The following is a 23,253-nucleotide window of genomic DNA, read 5'->3' as shown; positions in this document are numbered from 1 at the left end:
AACAGCGTCACCGGCCCGCCGATTACCCCTAAAATACCGAGAATCAAACCGCCGGCCCCCAGAACTAACACCGGGTGTTTGAGTTTATGCATCAGCCGGTGCAGGCGAGGAAGACACCATACCGCCACCATTCCCAGCGCAATGGCGATGGCGACGACGATGGCGCCGCTGAAAATATCGGCTATCTGCATCTGGCCGTAGTGGGGGAGGGAGAGTGAGAAGTGGGGATGGAAAAACAGGCTGGTCGTCAGCGCGCCAGCGGCTGCTGCCATCAGCGGGGCAAACAGCTTATCCCACAGCGGGACGTCGTTATTGCTGCTGAGCGTCTGAGAAAAGATCAGTGCGGCAGCGACGGGCGTGCCGAAAAGCGCCCCGATGGTGCCTGCGGAGGCGAGGATGGTCCAGTCCAGCGCGCCGACGCGGGGCAAAATGCGTGAACCGAGGAAAACCGCCAGGCCAATATTCACCGCCATAATCGGATGCTCCGGCCCCAGGCTGACGCCGCCGGCCAGACCGATAATCAACGCAATGAGCAGCCCGGGCAGTGCCGAAGGGGGAACCGGGGCGCCAATCAGCGGTTCCTGCGCCGGATCGGGGCCGGCATGGCCAGGACTGAAGCGGATCGTCAGGCCTACCGCAATACCGGTCAACGTCAGCATCATGACGATCCAGGCTGGAGAATCAGCGGTGACGCCCAGTTTTGTCGGAAGCGCCGTCCATAACATGGCTTGCAGCACCGACGCGACTTTCATCACGACAATGAGCACCAGACTTGAGGCCACGCCAATAATTAGCGCCGGAATTGCCAGCAACAGCATGGTTCTGGCTCGCGGGTGGAGCATGATGATTTCCTTGTACAAAACGGCATTACGTTACTTTGCACATTAAGCTTTATGGCAATAGTGCAAAAGGTGCTGAAACGGTAAAGTTATTCTGTGACGAAGATCGATAATCCATGGGCATTCACCTTATGGCCGTTGTTGTTATCACGCCTTGAATTTACAGTGTCCCAAAGATTTATTCTGACTTTAGCGGAGCAGTAGAAGAATGACAAAGTATGCTTTGGTAGGTGATGTGGGCGGCACGAACGCGCGCCTCGCATTGTGCGATGTTAGTAGCGGTGAGATTTCCCGGGCGAAAACCTATTCCGGGCTGGATTATCCAAGCCTTGAAGCCGTTGTCCGCGTCTATCTGGAAGAGCATCAGGTTAGCGTTGAAGACGGCTGCATCGCGATAGCCTGCCCGATAACCGGCGACTGGGTCGCAATGACCAACCATACCTGGGCATTCTCCATCGCCGAGATGAAAAAAAACCTCGGTTTTTCACATCTTGAAATCATCAATGACTTCACCGCGGTGTCTATGGCGATCCCGATGCTGAAGCCAGAGCATCTGATCCAGTTTGGCGGCGCTGAACCGGTCGAAGGCAAACCGATTGCGGTTTACGGAGCCGGTACCGGCCTCGGCGTGTCGCATCTTGTGCATGTTGCTCAGCGCTGGGTAAGCCTGCCGGGTGAAGGCGGCCACGTTGACTTTGCACCAAACAGCGAAGAAGAGGGCATTATCCTTGAAGAGTTACGCGCTGAGATCGGCCACGTCTCCGCCGAGCGCGTTCTTTCAGGTCCGGGGCTGGTGAATCTGTACCGCGCGATTGTGAAATCAGACGGTCGTCTGCCGGAAAACCTGCAGCCAAAAGACGTCACCGAACGCGCGCTGGCGGACAGCTGCATTGACTGTCGTCGTGCCCTGTCGCTGTTCTGCGTGATCATGGGACGTTTCGGCGGCAACCTGGCGCTGACGCTGGGCACCTTCGGTGGGGTCTATATCGCGGGCGGGATCGTACCGCGCTTCCTCGACTTCTTTAAAGCCTCGGGCTTCCGCGGCGGGTTTGAAGATAAAGGGCGCTTCAGAAGCTACGTGCAGGACATTCCGGTTTATCTGATCGTACATGACAATCCAGGACTGCTGGGTTCCGGGGCCCATCTGCGTCAGGTTCTCGGCCAAATCCTCTGACGCAGAGCCCTCTCCCGCGGGAGAGGGCCTTTTCTTTACAGGTGCATCAGCTGACGAAACTCTTTCACCTTGCTGCGGCTTACCGGCACCTGAAAATCCAGATCTTTCAGACGTAAAATGTAGGTGTTGTTAAACCACGGTTCGATCTCGCGGATCTTATTTAAATTTACGCAAAACGACCGGTGGCAGCGGAAAAAGTGGGCAGCCGGGAGCTTGCTGCAGAATTCGGTAATGTTCATCGCCATCACGTACGATTCCCGCCGGGTATAGACAAACGTCATCTTTTCGTGCGCTTCGGCGTAGTAGATATCGTTGACCGGGGTAACGATGATACGCTCGTCTTTGACCAGATTTATGGTGTCGTTTTCGCGTACCGTCGGGCTGGCGGGGGCGGTTTGCTGCTGCCAGGCGGCCTCCAGCTTTTGCAGCATGCTGACAATCCGCGACTCCTGATAAGGCTTAAGAATATAGTCAAAAGCCTCCAGCTCGAAGGCCTCTACGGCGTGCTCTTTCCAGGCGGTAACGAAAACGATAAATGGCTTATGGGCAAACTGATTGATGTTTTGCGCCAGCAATACGCCATCCAGCGACGGGATATTGATATCCAGGAAAATGGCGTCTACCCGGTTATGCTGCAAAAATTTCAGCACGTCCAGACCATCCTCAAACGTACCCACAATCTCCATCTGGCTGTGGGTTTTGATAAGCCAGGTGAGCTCCTGCTGAGCCAGGAATTCATCTTCTACGATGATAACTTTCATGGGTTACTCCACCTGGGGCAATAGTGATGTCGTCGTATGCGCGCGCGAGCGCTCATTCGGGACGTAAAAAGCAATTTCGGTGCCCGGCTCAAGACGCTGAATATGCAGTCCATCGCCGTAAAGCAGCTTAACCCGGTGATGCACGTTCAGCAGACCGATTTTATTCCCCGGCATCTCGTTAGACTCCACGCGCTCAATGACTTTTGGATCAATCCCGTGGCCGGTATCGCGCACGGCAATCCGCACCCGGTTGCCGCTTTCGGCGACGCTGATGGTGACGACGCCTTTGCCTTTACAGGGCTGAATACCGTGAACAATCGCGTTTTCAACCAGCGGCTGGATAAGCAGGCTCGGGATCTCGCAGTTGACCTCTTCATCAATATCGTAAATGACCGTGAGCTTATCGCCAAAGCGCGCCTGCTCAATCGCGATGTAGTCCTTGATCTGATAAAGCTCTTTTTTGATGTCGATCTGCTCGTCATCTTTCAGTTCGATGTTGTAGCGTAGATAGCGCGACAGGTTAAAAATCAGCTGGCGCGCGGTGTCCGGATTAAGGCGAATGGACGAGGAGATAGCGTTCAGCGCGTTAAACAGGAAATGGGGATTGATTTTACTCTGCAGCGCGCGCAGTTCTGCCTTATTTGCCATCTCGCGCAGCTGTTCCGCCCGCGAAACCTCAAGCTGGGTGGAGATAATCTGCGACAGGCCGATAGCCATCTCCTGCAGCGTTGAGGTGATCTGATGCGCGTGGCAGTAATAAATTTTCAGCGTGCCCGTCACGACGCCTTTCTCCCACAGCGGGATGACCAGCATCGAGTGAATTTCCGGCGTTCGGTGGGCTTCATCATTGTTTTTAATAATGATTTTACCGTAGTTAATCGCCTGTCTGGTGGTCGGGCTTATGGTGTCATCGTTGTCTCGATAGTTGTGCTCCCCGACGCCAACGTAGGCCAGCACGTGATCAATATTGGTGATGGCGACGGCGTCAGCGTGGATGTCGTGGCGAATGATCTCGCAGACCTGACGCAACGATTCCGCGTTCACGTGGCGGAAGAGCGGCAGCGTTTTGTTGGCGATATCCAGCGCCAGCTTGGCCTGACGGGCGGCACTGGCCTCTTTTTCCCCTTCAACGCTTTGCACCAGCAGCACGATAAAGCCGATGCACACACTGCCCAGGATCATCGGAATACCGATTTTCGAAACGATATCCAGCCCCAGCGCGGTGGTGGGGGCCCAGACGACGACAAGGATCATGGTCAGCGTTTCGCACACCATGCCGGCGACGATCCCGGCGCGCCAGCGCTGTTTTTTCGGTATTTTGCGGCTGATCCAGCCGGAAAGCATCCCGGCGATAATGCTTGTGATAAAGCACGGCACCGCCGTTACGCCACCGATATCAATCAGGTAGCGGTGCGTCCCGGCAATCAGGCCGGTGATGACGCCCACCCAAGGACCAAACAAAATCCCGCCGGACATGACGGCGATAATGCGCACGTTAACCAGCGAACCCTCTACCGGCACGCCGGACCAGGTGCTGAACAGGGCGAACAGCGAAAAGATGGCGGTAACGGCCAGCAGCTCTTTTGGCGAGTGGGCTGTTTTGTGCAGCAGCTCGCGAAACAGGCGAATGCGAATGAGGAAGAACAGGCAAATCAGCATTAATGCCGCGCGGTCAAAAACCGCCAGCAGCATAGTGAATATTTCGTGCACGAGTAGACCTGGGAAAACGGGAAAGAACTATGATAAAAAACCTGGCGCGTATTGACCAGCTATCCGTCGGGTTTATCAAATGAGGAAAAACCATAATTTTGAAAGGGGATTATCTCGCTATGGCCGATGTGTCCTGTTTTTTTCTGAACGGCGCATCGTCAGGTAACTGGCTTGATATCATTCTGTTAAATAACAGCTATCAGAAAGCCGATCCCGAAACAGGGGCTTCCGCTTTTAGGCGCAGCCGGGTTCCGGTTTTCAGACGATCGCTTTTTTTTCATTTCCCTCTCGACAGCATGATTTTTTTCAGGTTATTTTCTAAACATGCCACATCGGTGGCAGCGTCGCTCGGACGGTCCGGGCGCTAACGTTAATCTGAGGAATCTATGGCTGAATTCAGTCCTGAACGCCGTTTTACGCGTATCGATCGTCTCCCCCCTTATGTTTTCAATATCACTGCTGAACTGAAAATGGCTGCGCGTCGGCGCGGCGAAGATATTATCGATTTCAGCATGGGTAACCCTGACGGCCCAACGCCACCGCATATCGTTGAAAAGCTCTGCACGGTAGCCCAGCGCCCGGATACGCACGGCTACTCAACCTCTCGCGGCATTCCCAGGCTACGTCGCGCGATCTCGCGCTGGTATCAGGATCGCTATCAGGTTGATATCGATCCGGAAAGTGAAGCGATTGTCACCATCGGCTCGAAAGAGGGGCTGGCACACCTGATGCTGGCCACGCTGGATCATGGCGATACGGTTCTGGTACCTAATCCAAGCTACCCGATCCATATCTACGGCGCGGTGATTGCCGGTGCGCAGGTCCGTTCTGTGCCGCTGGTGGAAGGTGTCGATTTCTTTAACGAACTGGAACGTGCGATTCGCGAAAGCTATCCGAAACCCAAGATGATGATCCTCGGTTTCCCGTCGAACCCAACGGCGCAGTGCGTGGAACTCGATTTCTTCGAGAAAGTGGTCGCCCTGGCCAAGCGTTATGACGTGCTGGTGGTTCACGATTTAGCCTATGCGGACATCGTCTATGACGGCTGGAAAGCCCCGTCGATTATGCAGGTCCCGGGCGCGCGTGATGTGGCGGTAGAGTTCTTCACCCTGTCAAAAAGCTACAACATGGCGGGCTGGCGTATTGGCTTTATGGTGGGTAACAAAACGCTGGTGAGTGCCCTGGCGCGCATTAAGAGTTATCACGACTACGGTACCTTCACGCCGCTGCAGGTCGCGGCTATCGCTGCCCTGGAAGGCGATCAGCAATGCGTTCACGAGATTGCCGCCCAGTATAAGCGCCGCCGAGACGTGCTGGTAAAAGGGTTGCATGAAGCGGGCTGGATGGTGGAAATGCCGAAAGCGTCCATGTACGTCTGGGCGAAAATTCCGGAGCCGTATGCGGCGATGGGATCGCTGGAGTTTGCCAAAAAACTGCTGCAGGATGCGAAGGTGTGTGTGTCACCGGGCATTGGCTTTGGTGATTATGGCGACACCCATGTGCGTTTTGCCCTGATTGAAAACAGCGACCGTATTCGTCAGGCGGTGAGGGGCATTAAGAGCATGTTCCGGGCCGACGGTCTTCTCACCTCAAAGAGCGTCGCTGAACACCCCGCGTCGTCATGACATAAAAAAACAGGAGCCGATGGCTCCTGTTTTTTTGACAACATGTTCTTCACTAGATCATCAGGGCAAAGGTTCCGGCCCAGACTAAAACAATCACCGAAATGCCCATAAAGAAATATTTCACGTTTCATCGCTCCGCGTATCTTGTGGTACGCATTTAAAAACAGAGTCCACCTGATTATAGAGAACTGAAATCCGGTCAAAACGGAAATGAGAATTTTCCCGTTACGCCGTCAACTCCAGCTCAGAATTCTGTGCTTTCCTGTTGCCAGACGGCGCTAATGTACGCTTAAAAATGAGGGGTGACAAGAGGGATTTTTTTAAATAATTTCCGTTACTTACGAGTGTCGTGGAACGGCGACAGTTTGATTTCGCTTCGCAATAAATTCACTTTGGGCGATGCATTGAAAAGACGCTTACTCAGCGGAAGGACAGGTGATTGAAAAGGTTAGTTTCTTAGCGAAACTAACCTTCATGAAGGGCTAAATATAGAGCGAGGTTTCGCCAAGAGGGCGGGTTTTGAAACGACGGTGCATCCACAGATACTGCTCTGGCGCGCGCATGATTTCAGTTTCGATGACTTTATTGATAAACGCTGCGGCTTCGCACTCGTTTTCCGGATAGTTAGCCATTTCAGGAGAGATGTGCAGACGATAGCCTGACTTATCTGCTTTTCTCACCATCGTCACGGTCAGCATGGAGGCACCAGACAGACGCGAAATGACAAAGGTGCCGTTAGTCGTCGCAACGTCTTTCACCGCAAAGAAAGGCGCAAAGCTGCTGCCTTTACGTCCATAATCCTGATCGGGGGCAAACCAGACGGCCTCACCTTTCTTCAGGGCACCGACCATGCCGCGCAGGTTATTACGGCTGATCATCGCCTTATTGGAGCGCATGCGGCCTCGCGTCTGCACCCATTCCATAAGCGCACTGTTGTGCGGTCTGTAGGTCGCCATCATTGGCTGACAAAGCCCCATCACCCGGCCGCCCAGCTCCAGCGACATAAAGTGAACGCCGACGACCATCACGCCGCGTTTTTGCATCTGCGCGCGTTTAAGGTTATCCAGTCCTTCCACGTCAAACCATTTGCGGACACGCTCATCCGGCCAGAACCAGGCCATTCCGGTTTCAAGCAGCGCCATGCCGATAGACTTGAAGTTTTCAGCGATGAGTTTCTCACGCTCTTCGGCATTGTACTGCGGAAAACAAAGCTCAATATTTTTACGCGCGATCGATTCGCGACGTTTCAGAAAAACGCGGGAAGCGCTGCCCAGTTTTGACCCCAGCAAGCGCAGGACAGGGTATGGAAGTTGAACCAGCAGCCAGAGCACGCCAAGACCAAACCATGTAAACCAGTAACGCGGGTGTAAAAACGCACGCTGAAATTTGGATTGAGACAAAATAGTAGAACCTATGTGAAGCCTGTAAAGGTAGCGCAGAGTTTGCGATACGACGTGCCGATAAGACCGTTCTTCAAGGTGATGGTTGCAGGCTTTACCGAACTTTACGGCGGCGTTGCCTGGCCACTGCTGATTTGGGTGGGCGGCGTAATGTAGCACCGTTATACGATATGTGCTATTACTCGTTTTTGATTAAAAAAGCGGCGATTCGGGAGATGTTTGATTTTACACCGTATAAATCCCAGAAGTAAGGGCAGCCTTCATGCCTGAGGGGAGAACTGAAGCCTTTGCGTAAGCAGGAGTAGGCCGACAAAAGAGCAGCAGTGTTTATTTTCGGACCTGCATATACGCTTTATTTTCCCTTCGAATAATAGATAAGAATTTTCTTTGTGAAAATTCTTATCTATTATTCATGCCAAAAATCTATTCGTCGCTTATATTTATTCATTAACCTCTGGTTTTTATCTCCTCGCAATAACCCGTCGCTGTTCATTCATCTTTTTTTGATATCATGCTGTGATGTAAATCAAAACAAAATGGTTTTATTAGCATTTCTCTGTTTGTGATCCTTTTTACGATACAAATATTCGCTTTGCATGAAGAAGGTAGTGTCTTTTACTAAGGCAAATGGATAATTCGCAATAATGTAATAGTGGAAAATTCTTGAGAAATTTCTTATTTCGGGTAAATGATCTGTATATTTGATTTTACGTCGATCATTATTCTAATATTGCGCATCAAGAACGATACCGTGAAGTTGGCGTAGCAAAAACACAGAGGGATGATGAAATGGCTGACAGTTTTCAGAATGAGGTGCCTAAGGCACGTATAAACCTGAAGCTTGACCTGCATACAGGCGGGGCAAGCAAGAAAATGGAATTACCGTTGAAATTACTGGTTGCGGGTGATTTTAGTTACGGTCAGGAGTCTGCTCAAATATCTGAGCGTGAGAAAGTTAACATTACAAAAAATAATTTCGACAGCGTTCTTTCCGAATATTCCCCAAAACTTAATCTAACCGTTAAAAATACGCTGTCCGAGGATGGTGGTGAGGACTGTATTCAACTGACTTTTCAGAGCATGAAAGATTTCACGCCAGAGCAGGTGGCTGCTCAGATACCGCAGCTGAAAGCAATGCTGGCGATGCGCAACTTGCTGCGCGATCTGAAGGCTAACTTGCTGGATAACCAGACTTTCCGAAAGGAGCTGGAAAAAATCGTTCTGGACCAGTCGCTTAGCGCTGAGTTGAGAAATGAACTTTCCGCGCTGGCATCAAGAAAATCGTAACCATCATGCTGTTTTAACGGATTTATCAAGGAATGCTCATGTCTGTACAAAATAATATTGCCGGGAGTGAAAGCATGGTGCTTGAACGTCCTGCAGCGGGTGGGGTTTACGCCTCCCTGTTTGAGAAAATCAATCTGAGTCCTGTCTCCGAGTTGAGCGCGTTAGACCTCTGGCAAGATGCGCAGGCGATGTCGGATGCGACCGCTGACGAGCGTCTCACCGCAGGTATGCAGGTCTTTCTGGAATGCCTGACCAAGGCAGGCTCGAAGGTCGAAAAACTGGATAAAAGCCTGATCGATCACCACATCGCTGAGCTCGATTACCAGATAAGCCGCCAGCTCGACGCCGTTATGCACCATGAAGAGTTTCAGGCGGTTGAGAGCCTGTGGCGCGGCGTGAAGTCGCTGGTTGATAAAACGGATTTTCGCCAGAACGTAAAAATTGAGCTTCTGAGCATGTCTAAAGAAGACCTGCGCCAGGACTTTGAAGACAGCCCGGAAATCATCCAGAGTGGTCTGTATAAACACACCTACATTGATGAATATGATACTCCAGGCGGCGAGCCGATTGCGGCACTGATTTCCGCTTACGAGTTTGATGCTTCAGCGCAGGATGTCGCTCTGCTTCGCAACATCTCCAAAGTATCCGCTGCTGCACATATGCCATTTATCGGCTCTGCAGGCCCGAAATTCTTCCTGAAGGAGTCAATGGAAGACGTCGCGGCGATTAAAGATATTGGTAACTATTTTGACCGCGCAGAGTACATCAAGTGGAAATCGTTCCGCGATACGGACGACGCTCGCTACATTGGTCTGGTGATGCCCCGCGTACTGGGACGTTTACCGTATGGCCCGGATACCGTTCCGGTTCGCAGCTTTAACTATGTTGAAGAAGTCAAAGGTCCGGATCACGACAAATATCTGTGGACTAATGCATCATTTGCCTTCGCGTCAAACATGGTACGCAGCTTTATCAATAATGGCTGGTGTGTACAAATCCGCGGCCCGCAGGCTGGTGGTGCGGTTCAGGACCTGCCTATTCATCTGTACGATCTCGGTACCGGCAATCAGGTAAAAATCCCGAGCGAAGTGATGATTCCCGAAACCCGCGAATTCGAATTCGCGAATCTGGGCTTTATTCCTTTGTCCTACTATAAAAACCGCGACTACGCGTGCTTCTTCTCAGCCAACTCCACTCAGAAACCGGCGCTGTATGACACCGCTGATGCGACGGCGAACAGTCGCATCAACGCCCGTCTTCCGTACATCTTCCTGCTGTCGCGTATCGCCCACTACCTGAAGCTGATTCAGCGCGAGAACATCGGTACCACGAAGGACCGCCGACTACTTGAACTGGAGCTGAACACGTGGGTCCGCAGTCTGGTTACCGAAATGACCGATCCGGGCGACGAGTTGCAGGCTTCTCACCCGCTGCGCGACGCGAAGGTGGTAGTGGAAGACATCGAAGACAATCCGGGCTTCTTCCGCGTGAAGCTTTACGCCGTGCCGCATTTCCAGGTGGAAGGCATGGACGTCAATCTGTCGCTGGTTTCCCAAATGCCGAAAGCCAAATCGTAAAAACAGGCAGGAAGCTGATGAAAACGGAACAACCGTTATGGGGCAGGGGCATTATGGTCTCTCCCCAGCATTTTCAGCAACAGGTCGCGTATGCGGCCTGGTCTGCCGAATGTATTGCCCGACTGGGCCTCTCCTGTCCATGGGGAGTTATCAATGCCACCTTCGAACCGGAAGCTCTCAGGCTTGGACGTCTGCAGGCCCATCATCTGCATGTCCGTTTTCAGGACGGTACGCTGATTGATACAGATAATGCTGATACCCTGCCACCGGTCCTGTCGCTTGAAAACGAATCGCAGGAGGTGACAGTGGTACTGGCACTCCCGCTGCTGCGGTCGAACGGCGGCAACTGCCTGAAACCCGAAGAAGTAGCCGAGCGTCCGGTGCGATATCGTCAGCGCTGGCGGGATGTGCGCAATGCTTATGGAGATGACACCCGTCAGATTGCCGTAATGCAGCCCGAACTGACCCTGCGTTTTGTGCATCAGAACAACAGCGATTACCTGATTTGTCCGGTCGCCCGACTGCAGCAAGACTCGCAGGGTACATGGCAATTAGACGAGACGTTTCTTCCTCCACTGTTGACTCTCCAGGGCAGCCGTTGGCTGGTTACCCAGCTTGAACAACTCATGTCCCAACTGCGGGCTCGTCTGTGCCGTCTGATGGCGATGCGGCGTGAAAGCAATGAGCGTATGGCAGACTTCGCCGTGGCCGATGTATCACTGTTCTGGCTGCTCAACGCGCTGAACAGCGCTGAGCCCGTGCTTGGCCAGTTCCAGCGTAACCTGCAAAGCCCGCCGGAGCGTCTGTATCCGGAACTTTCTCGCCTGGCAGGGAGCCTGCTGACCTTCTCTCTGGAACATCAGGTGAGCGCTATACCGATCTGGCACCACGAGCAACTCAATACGGTGTTTCCACCGCTGTTTGATTTGCTTGGCGATCTGCTTGAAGCCAGCTTGCCGTCCCGCGTGGTGGCCCTGTCACTCGACTATGACCCACGGCTGCACTTCTGGCAGGCTCGACTGCATGACCCGCGCCTGCGCGAAGGGGCTGATTACTATCTCTCTGTTCGCTCGCCGATCCCGGTGGCGCAACTGCAGGAACAGTTCCCGCGTCAGTGTAAGGTGGGCAGTCCTGACCATGTGCGGGGGATCGTCAACTCTTCCCGCGTGGGCGTGCCGTTGATGCCATTGCGCCATGTACCAGCCGCCATTCCGCTGCGCCTGGAAAATCAGTATTTCAGTCTCGATCTCTCCCATCCTCTGGCGACTGAGATGCTCCAGAGTGGGACGTGTATGTTTTACGTCCCGGGCATGCTGGGCGAGCCTGAACTTGAACTCTTTGCGGTACTGAGAACATGAGTGAACGTAAACACGGCGCTGCCGTATCTGTTGATATTGACGCACTGCTGCAGAATACCTGGCTGCAGGTTATTAGCCTTCGTCATGGACCGCAGTTTCAGGAAGGTGAAGGTCGGGTTTTGTGGGAGCGTTGTGTCGCTGACGTGGAGCGCGTTCAGCGCGAACTGAAAGCGAGTGAACTCGACGAAGCCAGCTGTGAGCATATCCTCACTGCACAATGTGCATTACTTGACGAGGCGGTCAAAGGGCGCGGTGTAGAGGATGACGCCTGTGTGCAGTGGTATGACATTCCCCTGCAGGGACACTTCCTCGGCACGATGGACGCGGGTGACACCCTGTGTGACAGGATGCGCGATGTGCTGCGCGAACCCGCACCAGACGTTGCCGTACTGACCTGCTTCCAGCGGGTAATGATGCTTGGATTCCTGGGGGGCTATCGCGCGCTGAACGATCCTGAACGCCAGAAGCTGGTCAGCGCGCTCAGTGAACATGTCGCGCCGTTCAGCTATCCGCAGACCCACCCTGTTCTGGCAGAAAGCCGTACCGGGTGGGGAATGGGCGGATGGCTCGCATCATGGCCTGCACGTATTGGAATAAGCGTGATTGTTCTTGCCGCGCTCTGGTGGGGACTGGATCGTTGGCTCGATCAGATGCTGCTGACCCTGCTGCCGGGAGCCATAAAATGAGTCCTGCACAACAGCGCGGGCTTGCGCTGTGGGCCGCCTTGCTGAGTGCCGTGGTCTGTCTGGCTTTTCTGCCGGTATCCCGGCTAGCTTCAGTGCTCGTTCTGCTGGCGATGCTCGGGGTTATCTTCGTGTTCTGGTATATCACCAAACCTCGTGCGGAGCATGACGTCACCCTGCTTCTGGATGACCTTCCTGAATCCTCTTACCGTCAACCCGTGGTGCTGGTTTGTGGCGATATGCCTCTGACCTGGCCTCAACCGTCACCAGTACTGATGGTCACGCAGGGATGCTGGATCCGCGTTGAGGACCATCAGGATCTGGAACAGGTTGCCCGTCAGATTCTGTGGCATCGCCCGGACTGGGGGCGTCAGCTGTCGGTGATGGTCAGTGTCTGCCCGCAGAAACACCTCGACAGCGAAGCCCTGACAAGTCGTCTGCTGGCTCTGCGCTGGCAAATCAGCCAGTTGCGTAAAGAAACGGGACATTCTGTGCCATTGATTCTGAATGGTCAGATCGGCAGCGCGATGACGGATGACATGATCTGGCAGGCCGCTATTTCGGGTGAAGGGTGGACTGTCTGGCGTGAGTCGAGTGCGCCTTGTTCAATTGCAGCGTGGGTCACCACTGGCGGTGCGCCTGTGATGCAAAAGCAGGTGCTGATGAATAGCCTGATGAGCTGGTTCCATCAGCATGTCCAGGCGGTATTCATCGATGATAATCCTGATGTTCCGGCCATTGCACCTGCAGCGGTGCTGTGGGGAATGGGGCCGATTCTTGCCGCGAGCCTCGCGTCGTCGGCCTGGACGGCGTGGTTGTCGCGTCACACTGCTATGCAGCAGGTGATCGGCTGGCAGCCCAGGGGGACGGACAGTACGGTGATCTCACCCTTACCGGATTTCATCCTGCCGCTGCTACCGGAGGGAAGTGGACTCACTCCCCGGGCCCGCACCTGGCGCTGTGTCCTTGGTCTATTCACTCTGGCGGCCATCGCCGCGCTGCTCAGCAGTGGCTGGAACAATCGCCAGCTGCTGCATCGCGTGAGCTTCGATATAGCCCGTTATGACAGCCTCTCCATGGATGACTACGGCCTGAAGGCTAGCGCCGTAGCGGCCCTTCGTGAGAATGCGGCGCTGCTGGATGACTATGCACGTAACGGCGTACCGGCCCGACTGGGTCTGGGGCTTTATCAGGGGGAACGTCTACGGATGCCCCTTCTGGAAGCGATCCGCTCGTATGTGCCGCCGCCTCCTAAACCGCAGCCAACCCCAAAACCGGTGCCGAAAATTGTGAGGCTCGACAGCATGTCACTGTTCGATTCCGGCAAGTTCGAGCTGAAGGCGGGTTCCACCAAAATGCTGGTGAATTCACTGGTTGGCATCAAAGCGAAGCCCGGCTGGCTGATTGTCGTGTCAGGGCATACCGATAACACCGGTACTCCGCAACTAAACCAGACGCTGTCTCTGAAACGTGCCGAAGCGGTGCGCAGCTGGATGCGTGACACCGGCGACGTGCCGGAAAGCTGTTTTGCGGTGCAGGGCTATGGCGAAAGCCGCCCTGTCGCAACCAACGACACCCCGGAAGGGCGTGCGCTTAACCGCCGTGTCGAAATCAGTCTGGTACCGCAGGCAAGTGCCTGTCAGATACCCGGCAAACACCTGGCGCCATCGCAGGATGATGGCGTCTCAGAAAATAAAACGGAGTAATTAACATGGCAATTCCTGTTTATCTTTGGCTGAAGGACGACGGCGGCGCGGACATTAAAGGGTCTGTTGACGTTCAGGATCGTGAAGGCAGCATCGAAGTGGTTGCACAGGAGCATAACCTGTACATCCCGACCGACAACAATACCGGCAAGCTGACCGGCACCCGCATCCACACGCCGTTCCTGTTCACGAAGGAAATCGATTCCTCCAGCCCGTACCTGTACAAGGCGGTGACCACGGGTCAGACCCTGAAATCCGCTGAGTTCAAGTGGTACAAAATCAACGACGCGGGCCAGGAAGTGGAGTACTTCAACACCAAACTGGAAAACGTGAAGGTAGTGAAAGTGAATCCTGAAATGTATGACATCAAGGATCCTTCTAAAGAGAAGCACAACCACCTTGAACGCGTTGAACTGCGTTACGAAAAAATCACCTGGACCTACAAAGACGGCAACATCATTCATTCCGACTCCTGGAACGAACGCGCCACGGCGTAATCCTGATGCGGGCAGGTTTTCCTGTCCGCAGTTTTTTGCTGAGTGCCTGAGATGCGGGTACTCAGCAAAGAAAAAACAATCTGCCTGCCTGACCTTATGCGCTTTGGTGAACAGCGAGGGGCGGTAGCGTGTCCAGGAACCGACAAAGAGAGAATCTCATGGAAAATCCAGCCATCCTGTTACGTCGTCTGAACCCTTACTGTGCCCGAGCAATGGAAGGCGCAGCTTCGCTCTGCCAGACCCGCGCCCATGCCGAAATTCTGCCGGAGCACTGGCTGCTGAAGCTGCTGGAGCAGGGGGAAGGTGACCTGACGGTACTGGCACGCCGCTACGAGTGGGATATGGATGCACTGTGGCAGGAGTTGCTTGGCTGGCTCGACAGACAACCTCGCTCCGTGCGCCATCGCCCCCAGCTGTCTGATGCCCTTCAGACGCTGATGCAGGAAGCCTGGATGATTGCCTCCCTTAACAGCGAAGAGCACATTCGCAGCGTCCATCTGCTGATGGCTCTGGTGGAAAAACCAAAACTGGCACGTTGTGACGGCCTTTGGCCGTTGTTAACGCTTGCTCAAAGCCAGCTGGAACGCCTGCGGCCTTTACTGGATGCGCAATCGGATGAGCGTCCGGAAATGCAGCGCGAAGCTGAGCTCACACAGAGCCACGGTGGTGAGGTGGAGTTTGTCGGGCGTCCGGCTGGTGTGGAAATGAAAGAGGGGGAACTGAGCCCTGCGCTGCAGAACGCGCTGGATAAATTCACCCTCGACGTTACCGCCAAAGCGAAGGAAGGGAAGATCGATCCTGTGTTTGGCCGTGACACAGAAATCCGCCAGATGGTGGACATCCTTTCTCGTCGCCGCAAAAACAACCCGATTTTGGTCGGCGAGCCGGGCGTAGGGAAAACTGCACTGGTTGAAGGTCTGGCGTTGCGTATAGTCGAGGGTAATGTGCCGGAATCCCTCAAAACGGTCACTCTCCGCACCCTTGACCTGGGTCTGCTGCAGGCTGGCGCGGGCGTGAAAGGTGAGTTCGAACAGCGTCTGAAAAACGTCATCGACGCGGTGCAGCAATCGCCTGTACCTGTTCTGCTTTTTATTGATGAAGCGCATACCATCATTGGCGCAGGTAATCAGGCGGGTGGTGCAGATGCGGCCAACCTGCTGAAACCGGCGCTGGCGCGTGGCGAACTGCGTACTATTGCGGCCACCACCTGGTCTGAATATAAACAATACTTCGAGCGTGACGCCGCGCTGGAGCGCCGTTTCCAGATGGTAAAAGTGGATGAGCCTGACGATGACACCGCCTGCCTGATGCTCCGTGGCCTGAAATCCCGCTATGCCGAACACCACAGTGTGCATATTACCGACAATGCGGTTCGTGCGGCAGTTACTCTTTCGCGTCGTTATCTGACCGGACGTCAGCTTCCTGATAAAGCGGTCGATCTGCTGGACACCGCTGCCGCACGCGTGCGTATGAGCCTCGATACCGTACCGGAACAGCTAATCCGCCTTCGCGCGAGTATCGCTGCGCTCGACATGGAGAAGCAGGCATTACTGGAAGATATCGCCATTGGCAATCAGTGTCATGCCGAGCGTTTGAGCGAGATTGAGCAGGAAGAGATGCGCCAGATAGTGACACTCGACGAACTGGAAACCCAGTACGGTCAGGAGATGAAACTCACCGAGCAGCTACGCGAAAGCCGTCAGGATATATCACGCCAGCGTGAGACTCACAGGCTGCAACAGGAGCTTAACGAGATGCAGCGCAGCAACCCGCTGCTCTCTCTGGATGTGGATGTACGCACCGTTGCCAACGTGATTGCTGACTGGACAGGCGTTCCACTGTCATCGCTGATGAAAGACGAGCAGACCGAACTGCTGGCCCTGGAAAATGAAATCGGTAAACGTGTGGTTGGGCAGGATGTGGTGCTTGAGGCTATCGCCCGACGTCTGCGTGCGGCAAAAACAGGCCTTACGTCCGAGAACGGTCCGTTGGGCGTATTCCTGTTGGTAGGACCGAGCGGTGTGGGGAAAACCGAAACAGCGCTTGCGCTGGCCGATGTCATGTACGGCGGCGAGAAGTCACTCATTACGATTAACCTTTCTGAATACCAGGAGCCGCACACGGTTTCCCAGCTGAAAGGCTCGCCGCCGGGCTACGTGGGTTACGGCCAGGGCGGTATCCTCACCGAAGCTGTGCGCAAGCGTCCGTACAGCGTGGTGCTGCTGGATGAAGTGGAAAAAGCGCACCGTGACGTGATGAACCTCTTCTATCAGGTCTTCGACCGCGGATTTATGCGCGACGGCGAAGGGCGCGAAATCGACTTCCGCAACACCGTCATCCTTATGACCTCTAACCTCGGAAGCGACCACCTGATGCAGTTGCTGGATGACAACCCGGAAGCCACGGAAGCAGACCTACACGAACTGCTGCGCCCAATCCTGCGCGATCATTTCCAGCCCGCGCTACTCGCCCGCTTCCAGACGGTGATTTACCGTCCGCTGGCTGAAGCTGCCATGCGAATCATTGTGGAAATGAAACTGTCACAGGTCAGCAAGCGCTTGCACCGCCACTACGGGCTGACCACGCAAATTGACGAGAGTCTCTATGACGCGCTGACCACAGCCTGCCTGCTGCCGGATACCGGTGCGCGTAACGTCGACAGCCTGCTGAATCAACAAATTCTGCCGGTGCTGAGTCAGCAATTGCTCACCCACATGGCCGCAAAACAGAAACCAGCGTCGTTACGCCTTGGCTGGGATGATGAAGAAGGGATCGGCCTGGAATTTGAATGGAATCAGGGGGTAACGTATGAGCACTAATCCTCCGATCAGATACAGCCATAACCACCACCTTCTGGTGGTGAAGGGCTGTGAGGCCGAACCCGACGTGCTGGCTTTTGAAGGCGACGAAGCCCTGAGCCGACCGTTCAGCTACCGTGTTGAGTTCACAAGTCGCGACCACGGCATCAGCAAAGAGATGATGCTGATGAAGCCCGGCTCGCTGACGCTGCAGGCCCCGGTTGACCAGGGCTACGGCATCAAAATCCAGCAGCCGCTGCGGGTGATTCAGGGGGTGGTGACCGGTTTTGAACGCCTTGGCACCTCAAAAGATGAAACGCATTACGCCCTGACGCTGCAACCGCGTCTGGTGCTGCTTGACCGTTCGCACCAGAACGCCATTTACCAGGATATGTCGGTCCCGCAAATCGTGGAAAAAATCCTGCGCGAGCGTCACGGCATGCGCGGTCAGGATTTTCTGTTCTCGCTCACAAAAGAGTATCCGCGCCGTGAGCAGGTGATGCAGTACGGCGAGGACGATCTGCACTTCATCACCCGCCTGCTGGGCGAAGTGGGCATCTGGTTTCGCTTCACCACCGACACGCGCCTGAATATTGATGTGGTGGAGTTTTACGACAGCCAGCAGGGTTACGAGAAAGGCCTGACGCTGCCGTCGGTGCCGCCGTCCGGGCAGCACTCGCAGGGTGTGGACTCGGTGTGGGGAATGGAGAGCCACCACTGCGTGGTGCAGAAGCAGGTCAGCACCCGCGACTACAATTACCGTCAGGCCACGGAGAACATGAATACTCTGGTTGACGTCACCCGGGGGGATGCGACCACGTACGGGGAAGCGTACCACTATGCCGATAATTATCTGACGCCGGGCAGCGCGTATGACCTCAATCCGGCGCCCGAGTCCGGTGCGTTTTATGCCCGCATCCGGCATGAGCGTTACCTGAATGGCCAGACGCAGACCCGGGCCTTCACCAGCAGCCCGGCGCTCTCTCCGGGGATGCTGCTGAAAGTCACCGGCGGGTATGAAGTGGCTGACGTGTTTGCGCATGGCGTGGTCATCACGGCGATGCAGACCCACGCGCGGCGGGATGAAGACTTTAGCCTTCGTTTTGACGGCATCCCGGACAGCCCGGATTTTAGCTTCCGTCCTGAGCCAGGCTCACGTCCGGTGATGGCCGGGACGCTGCCGGCACGTGTCACGAGCACCACTGAGAACGACACCTACGGCCATATCGATAAAGATGGCCGCTACCGCGTCAGCATGCTGTTTGACAGGGACAGCTGGGAGACCGGGTTCGAGAGCCTGTGGGTGCGCCAGTCCCGCCCGTATGCCGGCGACACCTACGGCCTGCACCTGCCTCTGCTGGCGGGCACCGAAGTGGCGATTGGCTTTGAGGACGGTAACCCGGACCGGCCGTACATCTCCGGCGTGCTGCACGACTCGGCCCACGGCGACCACGTCACTATCCAGAATTACAAACGCAACGTTCTGCGCACGCCGGCGAACAACAAAATCCGCCTCGATGACGAGCGCGGGAAAGAGCATATCAAGGTCAGCACCGAGTACGGCGGCAAGAGCCAACTGAATCTCGGGCATATGGTCGACAGCGAGAAACAGCAGCGCGGCGAGGGGTTTGAGCTCAGGACGGACAGCTGGGGTGCGATACGGGCGCAGAAAGGGATATTTATCAGCGCTGATGGCCAGACGAAAGCACAGGGTCAGGTGCTGGATATGGCAGCGGTTAAACGCCAGCTATCCGACGCCCTGTCTTTGGCTGAATCACTCTCCAGTCTCCTGGAAACTGCAAATATCGATTCACTGGATAATGACACACAACAAAGTTTCTTACAGCAAAGTGTGGATGCCCTGCAACAGCCGGTGATTGTGGCGGGTGCACCAGCAGGGATCGCACTTTCTACGCCTCAGCATATTCAGTTCAGTGCTAACCAGAATCAGATATTAACTGCAGGCGGGAATACGGAAATATCAGCGCTAAAACGTATTGCCTTAGTAGCGAAAAAAATGGTGGTGGTGTTTGCACATGAGATGGGAATGAAACTGGTTGCGGCGGCAGGGAAAATCGAAATGCATGCCCAGACTGATGGGCTTGATATCACGGCCGCGAAAGGGTTAACCATTACCAGTACAGAAGATGAAATCCTTATTACGGCAAAAAAGAAAATCACCGTGCAGTGCGGTGGTTCTTATCTGACGATTGACCCGGCCAAAATTGAACACGGCACCAATGGTTGCTTTAAGGTAAAAAGTGCTGATTTTGACTATGCGGGGCCAGCGAAACTGGATGTTCCCTATCCGAAATTTACCGCCTGCGAATCCATGGCTTCAGAAGCTTCAGCTAAGGGTGATGCGACCATACCGTTGAGTTAAGGACGATTGATGATTAATTACCTGGAGCAGCCTTTTCAACTGGCGGACCATCAATATGCAATAATTGACCGTATGCGGGTGCCAGAACTGCCGGAAAGCTGGCCGCATATCGAACTGGTTTCGTCGATGCTGGCACCACAGGCCCATCTTTACCCGTGGCTGATACCGTTGCATGAGCTTCCACCTGGCGAGTGGAGAACATTTATGGCAGACCTTTCACGGTGTGCAGACCCAACTTCACCGCCGAATTGTCCTCTTTTACTGTCCAGTCCACGTCCGGTTAAGATTGTACGCAATTTGCTGGTTAATGCCCTGTTTTTAAGGGATGCAAGCCAAAGGGGACATATCTTGCGTTATTACGATCCGCGAGTGTTGTTTCATCTGCACTGGATGTTGAGCCCATGGCAATTGTTTAACCAGCTACCCGCCCAGGAAATACCGTACTGGACATTCTGGCTGGAGGGAGAGTGGCACACACTGGCGTTCCCGGCTCGAGTTTCTTGCCTGCCCGGAGACCAAACAGAAATTCCGCTGGCGCAATTACAACGTTGTGGGCAGATAAACCTTGTCCTGGAAAAACTGCCACGCAATGTCAATATGGCGCAGCGTCAGGAAAGCAGTCGCAAAATAGACGCTTTGCTTGTGCAGGCGATGACATGTGGACTGCCGACCCAGGAAGATCGTATTGCATTTGCGCTGCATGGATTAGTGCAGCCAGAAGGTTTCTGGATGGCTCCGAAGATGGCGGCATTTCTGGCACAGTCCCGACAGGCTCCTGACTATTATCGTGATGTAACCAGTAACTGGGATGAACATCTCTGGCAGGAAATGACCCAAATGCAGCCTTATAATAATGCATGGAACAATTAATATGAGCACACAAAAAGGCTGTAAATTCTGTACCCGCTATGGGTTGCCACTTTTACCCGTTCGCCCGGCGGTTGTGGCAAGGGATGATGCATTACCTCTTTTGCCAGGCAGCGTCACCATACCTGCAGTAGCAAAGGGCGAAACTGCATGGACGGGACGCTTGCTGCGTGAGGGCTATTTATACATCTGGTCTGAGTCAGGTAACCGCTGGATAAATTATTTTGTCACTCGCGAAGGATATTATTACCCGCTGCCTGAAAATGGAGATGTGCCTCCTGATATTGCAAATGGTAAGGCTAAGCCATGCGTTACTCAGCCAGAAGAACTGGCGAGTGCATCACTGATAACGCTGCCGGTAAAGCCCTTGGGCATGAAAAACGGCGTGTTCTGGTTCTGCTGGTCCGAAGTGGAATGGACGCCAGCGGTCCGCACAAAGCATGAGGACGCGTCTTATCGTATCCAGTATATGCAACGTTTTGACATGGATGCCTGGATTAATAGCGGTAAGGCGGACCAGGTTATTGCAATATCAGCACTGACTGAAACTGTGGCAGAGTACAGCAGTGAAGGAAAAAACAGCAGCGCCAGGATATGGTCCCCTGCACCATGGAAAGCTGCCACGACATTTGAAGCCCTTTTAATCAAAAAATCAGCGGACAAGCTTTACCAAAATAAGGGGGCAATGATTGTGCTGCAGGATCCACCTGCAGTCTTGCAGGATCTCTCCGCCGTTATAGACTATGAATTGCAAAAAAATGTCTACAAAAAAGCCGAATATCAACGGGAGCTTGCTCTGGCTTCTGCAATTACTGGTTTGAAAGAATCAATGAATCGTCAGTTTGAACGTGACGCTATTGAGAAGAATGAGAGCCGGGAACGCAATGCGCTTTATGGCCCCTTTGGCTATAGCGTGAACGGTGATGTTCCGGATAATATGTATACCTCGATTGGCGATCGTAAAGTGAAGTCTGAAGCAGCAAGGAAGTGGGCGAAATATGAACAATATTACGAACCATCACAAGTGGCTGACTTTCAGAAGAAATTTAATCAAGTTTTACAGCAGTATAACGACAGTGTCGTAAGTCCACGCACCGAAATGTATCTTGAGTGGATAAAGGGCAGTGTGTTGCTGGGATATTTTAAGCATAATTTTGATACTCAGGAGTTGAAAAGTGGTATTGAATATGTCCAGACGCTGAATTATTGCATTGCCGGGATGCAGGACAAAGTGGGGGTCATCCGGCATTTTAATGATTTGTTATCAGGGACACCCACAGATGTAACAAATATACTGGCTCGTGCTTTAATATTGAATCAGGATGTTCTGGCTGAAAAGTTAGCTAAAGCTACTGAAGGCTTTTCGGACTGGTTTGCCATTCCCTGGAATGGGATCGCCGATGCCTTTAAAGATGGTATCGAAAAAATGCGTGACAATGCCGCCGGTGTGGCGGGGATATTCATCGGATTGCTCTCAGGTATCTTAACAAAACAGATCGCACAGGCATTAGAATCAAACAAAGTATACAGCAGTTTAGTTGCAATGGGAGCAATAACAAATAAAGCACTGGTTCCTTTAGAAAAAACAGGGAAATATAAACACTTTGTTTCTGAAGTGGTCACGCAACTGGCTAAGGAAAGCGGACTGGACAGCAGAGCAAATAAAGACAGCTTACGACATTATATCAGACGGGAGTTAAGACGACTCAGAATCGACGGGTTGCCAATGGAAGTTGAGGAAACAAAAAAATTTCTGGTCATGGTTGATATTGACAAAGTACACGAGATGGCATCGCTGCCACCTAAAGAGCGTGCTATTGCATTGAGCAAATTACTTCGAACCTCGGCAGATGTTGAAGCTCAGCAATTTAGCCGCTGGCAGGGGGCTGTCCAGCGTGGAGTCACAAAAGCCGGACAGGCTATGCCATTTACATTGGGGATATGTTCCGGGATTCTTCAGGTTGCAGCACTTTTTATTTCTGCTGATATTCACAATAAAAAAACGCTCACTGCCGATCAGGGAGAAGCGCATTCCCGATTTTGGGCGGGCGTGTTAGGCCTTGGAAGCACGACATTAGGCATTATTGAGACCGGTATTAAACAATTTCGGTTATTTGCCAATGCTGCGTCGAGGCTCCGGGTTTTCAGCTCAGAAACTTTTCTCAGATGGGTTGGTTATGTGGGGAAAGCATTTGGTGTGGTGGCTGGGGTGATTGCTGTGGGATATGATGCTTATCATGCTTATGATGAATTTAATAAAGGACATACCGGGCTTGCTGTTGCTTACGGTCTTTCTGCGGCTGCTGGTGCTTGGTTAGCTGTCGCTGTTATTTGGGCGATACCTGTCGTAGGAACGTTTATTGCTGTTGCAATTTTAATAGGTACAGCTGTTTATCTGGCGTTTCAAAATCGCGACAATATTCAAAAGTGGCTGGTGCAATGTAAATGGCGAAAAATACCTGTTAACATGAATGATACGAAGGAAGAACAAGATGAATATAAAAAGATTGAGGCCGCTGAACTGCCTGTATGGCCAACCATGAAAATGGAAATGGATGAGCTTAAGTTAGCCCTGGGAGTGGAGGGGT

At 53.5% G+C, this 23,253-nt stretch carries 19 protein-coding genes and 1 pseudogene; 15 read left to right on the top strand and 5 right to left on the bottom strand.

What is annotated here, in order from left to right; all coding sequences use genetic code 11:
* On the bottom strand, nucleotides 1–842 hold an 842-nt coding region (locus DEO48_RS12910; protein ID WP_109845399.1), incomplete at its 3' end, for an ion channel protein.
* A 205-nt stretch (nucleotides 843–1,047) separates the two neighbouring features.
* Between DEO48_RS12910 and glk the strand changes: the two genes are divergently transcribed.
* A complete protein-coding gene (glk, locus tag DEO48_RS12905) occupies nucleotides 1,048–2,013 on the top strand; it encodes a glucokinase (protein WP_023308713.1) in 966 nt (321 codons plus the stop codon).
* Between the two features lie 35 nt (nucleotides 2,014–2,048).
* Here glk and DEO48_RS12900 read toward each other — a convergent pair whose 3' ends face one another.
* Both DEO48_RS12900 and DEO48_RS12895 read right to left on the bottom strand, forming a co-directional pair.
* Complete coding sequence (locus DEO48_RS12900; RefSeq protein WP_109845398.1) at nucleotides 2,049–2,774, bottom strand: LytTR family DNA-binding domain-containing protein; 726 nt, start codon at nucleotides 2,772–2,774, stop codon at nucleotides 2,049–2,051.
* Between the two features lie 3 nt (nucleotides 2,775–2,777).
* On the bottom strand, nucleotides 2,778–4,484 hold the full coding sequence (locus DEO48_RS12895; protein ID WP_109845397.1) for a sensor histidine kinase: 1,707 nt from the start codon (nucleotides 4,482–4,484) through the stop codon (nucleotides 2,778–2,780).
* A gap of 119 nt (nucleotides 4,485–4,603) precedes the next feature.
* Here DEO48_RS12895 and DEO48_RS12890 point away from each other — a divergent pair, with 119 nt between their 5' ends.
* Entirely contained in the window at nucleotides 4,604–4,852 is a 249-nt protein-coding gene (locus tag DEO48_RS12890; protein WP_109845396.1) for a hypothetical protein, read from the top strand.
* Nucleotides 4,853–4,870: 18 nt separating this feature from the next.
* On the top strand, nucleotides 4,871–6,109 hold the full coding sequence (gene alaC, locus DEO48_RS12885; RefSeq protein ID WP_023308710.1) for an alanine transaminase: 1,239 nt from the start codon (nucleotides 4,871–4,873) through the stop codon (nucleotides 6,107–6,109).
* A gap of 52 nt (nucleotides 6,110–6,161) precedes the next feature.
* Here alaC and ypdK read toward each other — a convergent pair whose 3' ends face one another.
* Both ypdK and lpxP read right to left on the bottom strand, forming a co-directional pair.
* Entirely contained in the window at nucleotides 6,162–6,233 is a 72-nt protein-coding gene (gene ypdK, locus DEO48_RS12880) for a membrane protein YpdK (protein ID WP_099458937.1), read from the bottom strand.
* Nucleotides 6,234–6,591: 358 nt separating this feature from the next.
* A complete protein-coding gene (gene lpxP, locus DEO48_RS12875) occupies nucleotides 6,592–7,512 on the bottom strand; it encodes a kdo(2)-lipid IV(A) palmitoleoyltransferase (RefSeq protein WP_029741363.1) in 921 nt (306 codons plus the stop codon).
* A gap of 12 nt (nucleotides 7,513–7,524) precedes the next feature.
* Between lpxP and DEO48_RS26800 the strand changes: the two genes are divergently transcribed.
* From DEO48_RS26800 to DEO48_RS12825, 12 genes and pseudogenes are all read left to right on the top strand, one after another.
* Nucleotides 7,525–7,665 (top strand): hypothetical protein, encoded by a 141-nt coding sequence (locus DEO48_RS26800; protein ID WP_181367010.1) that lies wholly within the window; start codon nucleotides 7,525–7,527, stop codon nucleotides 7,663–7,665.
* Between the two features lie 633 nt (nucleotides 7,666–8,298).
* The gene (tssB, locus tag DEO48_RS12870) at nucleotides 8,299–8,796 is read left to right on the top strand and encodes a type VI secretion system contractile sheath small subunit (protein ID WP_109845395.1); all 498 of its coding nucleotides are present in this window, start codon (nucleotides 8,299–8,301) and stop codon (nucleotides 8,794–8,796) included.
* Between the two features lie 32 nt (nucleotides 8,797–8,828).
* Nucleotides 8,829–10,373: a type VI secretion system contractile sheath large subunit gene (gene tssC, locus DEO48_RS12865; protein ID WP_109845394.1), complete on the top strand. Its 1,545-nt coding sequence runs from the start codon at nucleotides 8,829–8,831 to the stop codon at nucleotides 10,371–10,373.
* A gap of 14 nt (nucleotides 10,374–10,387) precedes the next feature.
* The gene (tssK, locus tag DEO48_RS12860; RefSeq protein WP_181367009.1) at nucleotides 10,388–11,731 is read left to right on the top strand and encodes a type VI secretion system baseplate subunit TssK; all 1,344 of its coding nucleotides are present in this window, start codon (nucleotides 10,388–10,390) and stop codon (nucleotides 11,729–11,731) included.
* On the top strand, nucleotides 11,728–12,417 hold the full coding sequence (tssL, locus tag DEO48_RS12855) for a type VI secretion system protein TssL, short form (RefSeq protein WP_109845392.1): 690 nt from the start codon (nucleotides 11,728–11,730) through the stop codon (nucleotides 12,415–12,417). Before tssK ends, tssL begins: the two co-directional genes overlap by 4 nt.
* Nucleotides 12,414–14,120 (top strand): OmpA family protein, encoded by a 1,707-nt coding sequence (locus DEO48_RS12850; RefSeq protein ID WP_109845391.1) that lies wholly within the window; start codon nucleotides 12,414–12,416, stop codon nucleotides 14,118–14,120. Before tssL ends, DEO48_RS12850 begins: the two co-directional genes overlap by 4 nt.
* Before the next feature lie 5 nt (nucleotides 14,121–14,125).
* Nucleotides 14,126–14,617 carry a type VI secretion system effector Hcp gene (gene hcp / locus DEO48_RS12845; RefSeq protein ID WP_023325816.1) on the top strand — a complete coding sequence of 164 codons (492 nt, stop codon included), beginning with the start codon at nucleotides 14,126–14,128 and terminating at the stop codon, nucleotides 14,615–14,617.
* A 158-nt stretch (nucleotides 14,618–14,775) separates the two neighbouring features.
* Nucleotides 14,776–17,436 carry a type VI secretion system ATPase TssH gene (tssH, locus tag DEO48_RS12840; protein ID WP_109845390.1) on the top strand — a complete coding sequence of 887 codons (2,661 nt, stop codon included), beginning with the start codon at nucleotides 14,776–14,778 and terminating at the stop codon, nucleotides 17,434–17,436.
* Nucleotides 17,426–19,145: pseudogene (vgrG, locus tag DEO48_RS12835) on the top strand (type VI secretion system tip protein VgrG); the annotation flags it as partial. The gene tssH and the pseudogene vgrG, both read left to right, overlap by 11 nt.
* Entirely contained in the window at nucleotides 19,142–19,798 is a 657-nt protein-coding gene (locus DEO48_RS27390) for a DUF2345 domain-containing protein (protein WP_370552486.1), read from the top strand. The pseudogene vgrG and the gene DEO48_RS27390, both read left to right, overlap by 4 nt.
* 9 nt (nucleotides 19,799–19,807) lie before the next feature.
* Nucleotides 19,808–20,668, top strand: a complete 861-nt coding sequence (locus tag DEO48_RS12830) for a DUF4123 domain-containing protein (RefSeq protein ID WP_109845388.1) — start codon at nucleotides 19,808–19,810, stop codon at nucleotides 20,666–20,668.
* Nucleotide 20,669: 1 nt separating this feature from the next.
* A partial coding sequence (locus DEO48_RS12825; RefSeq protein ID WP_109845387.1) for a T6SS effector BTH_I2691 family protein occupies nucleotides 20,670–23,253 on the top strand: 2,584 nt, incomplete at its 3' end.

Source organism: Enterobacter sp. CGMCC 5087, from assembly GCF_003144775.1.
GTDB classification, from domain to species: Bacteria; Pseudomonadota; Gammaproteobacteria; order Enterobacterales; family Enterobacteriaceae; genus Enterobacter; species Enterobacter cloacae_M.
This window is presented reverse-complemented; position numbering and strand designations above follow the sequence as displayed.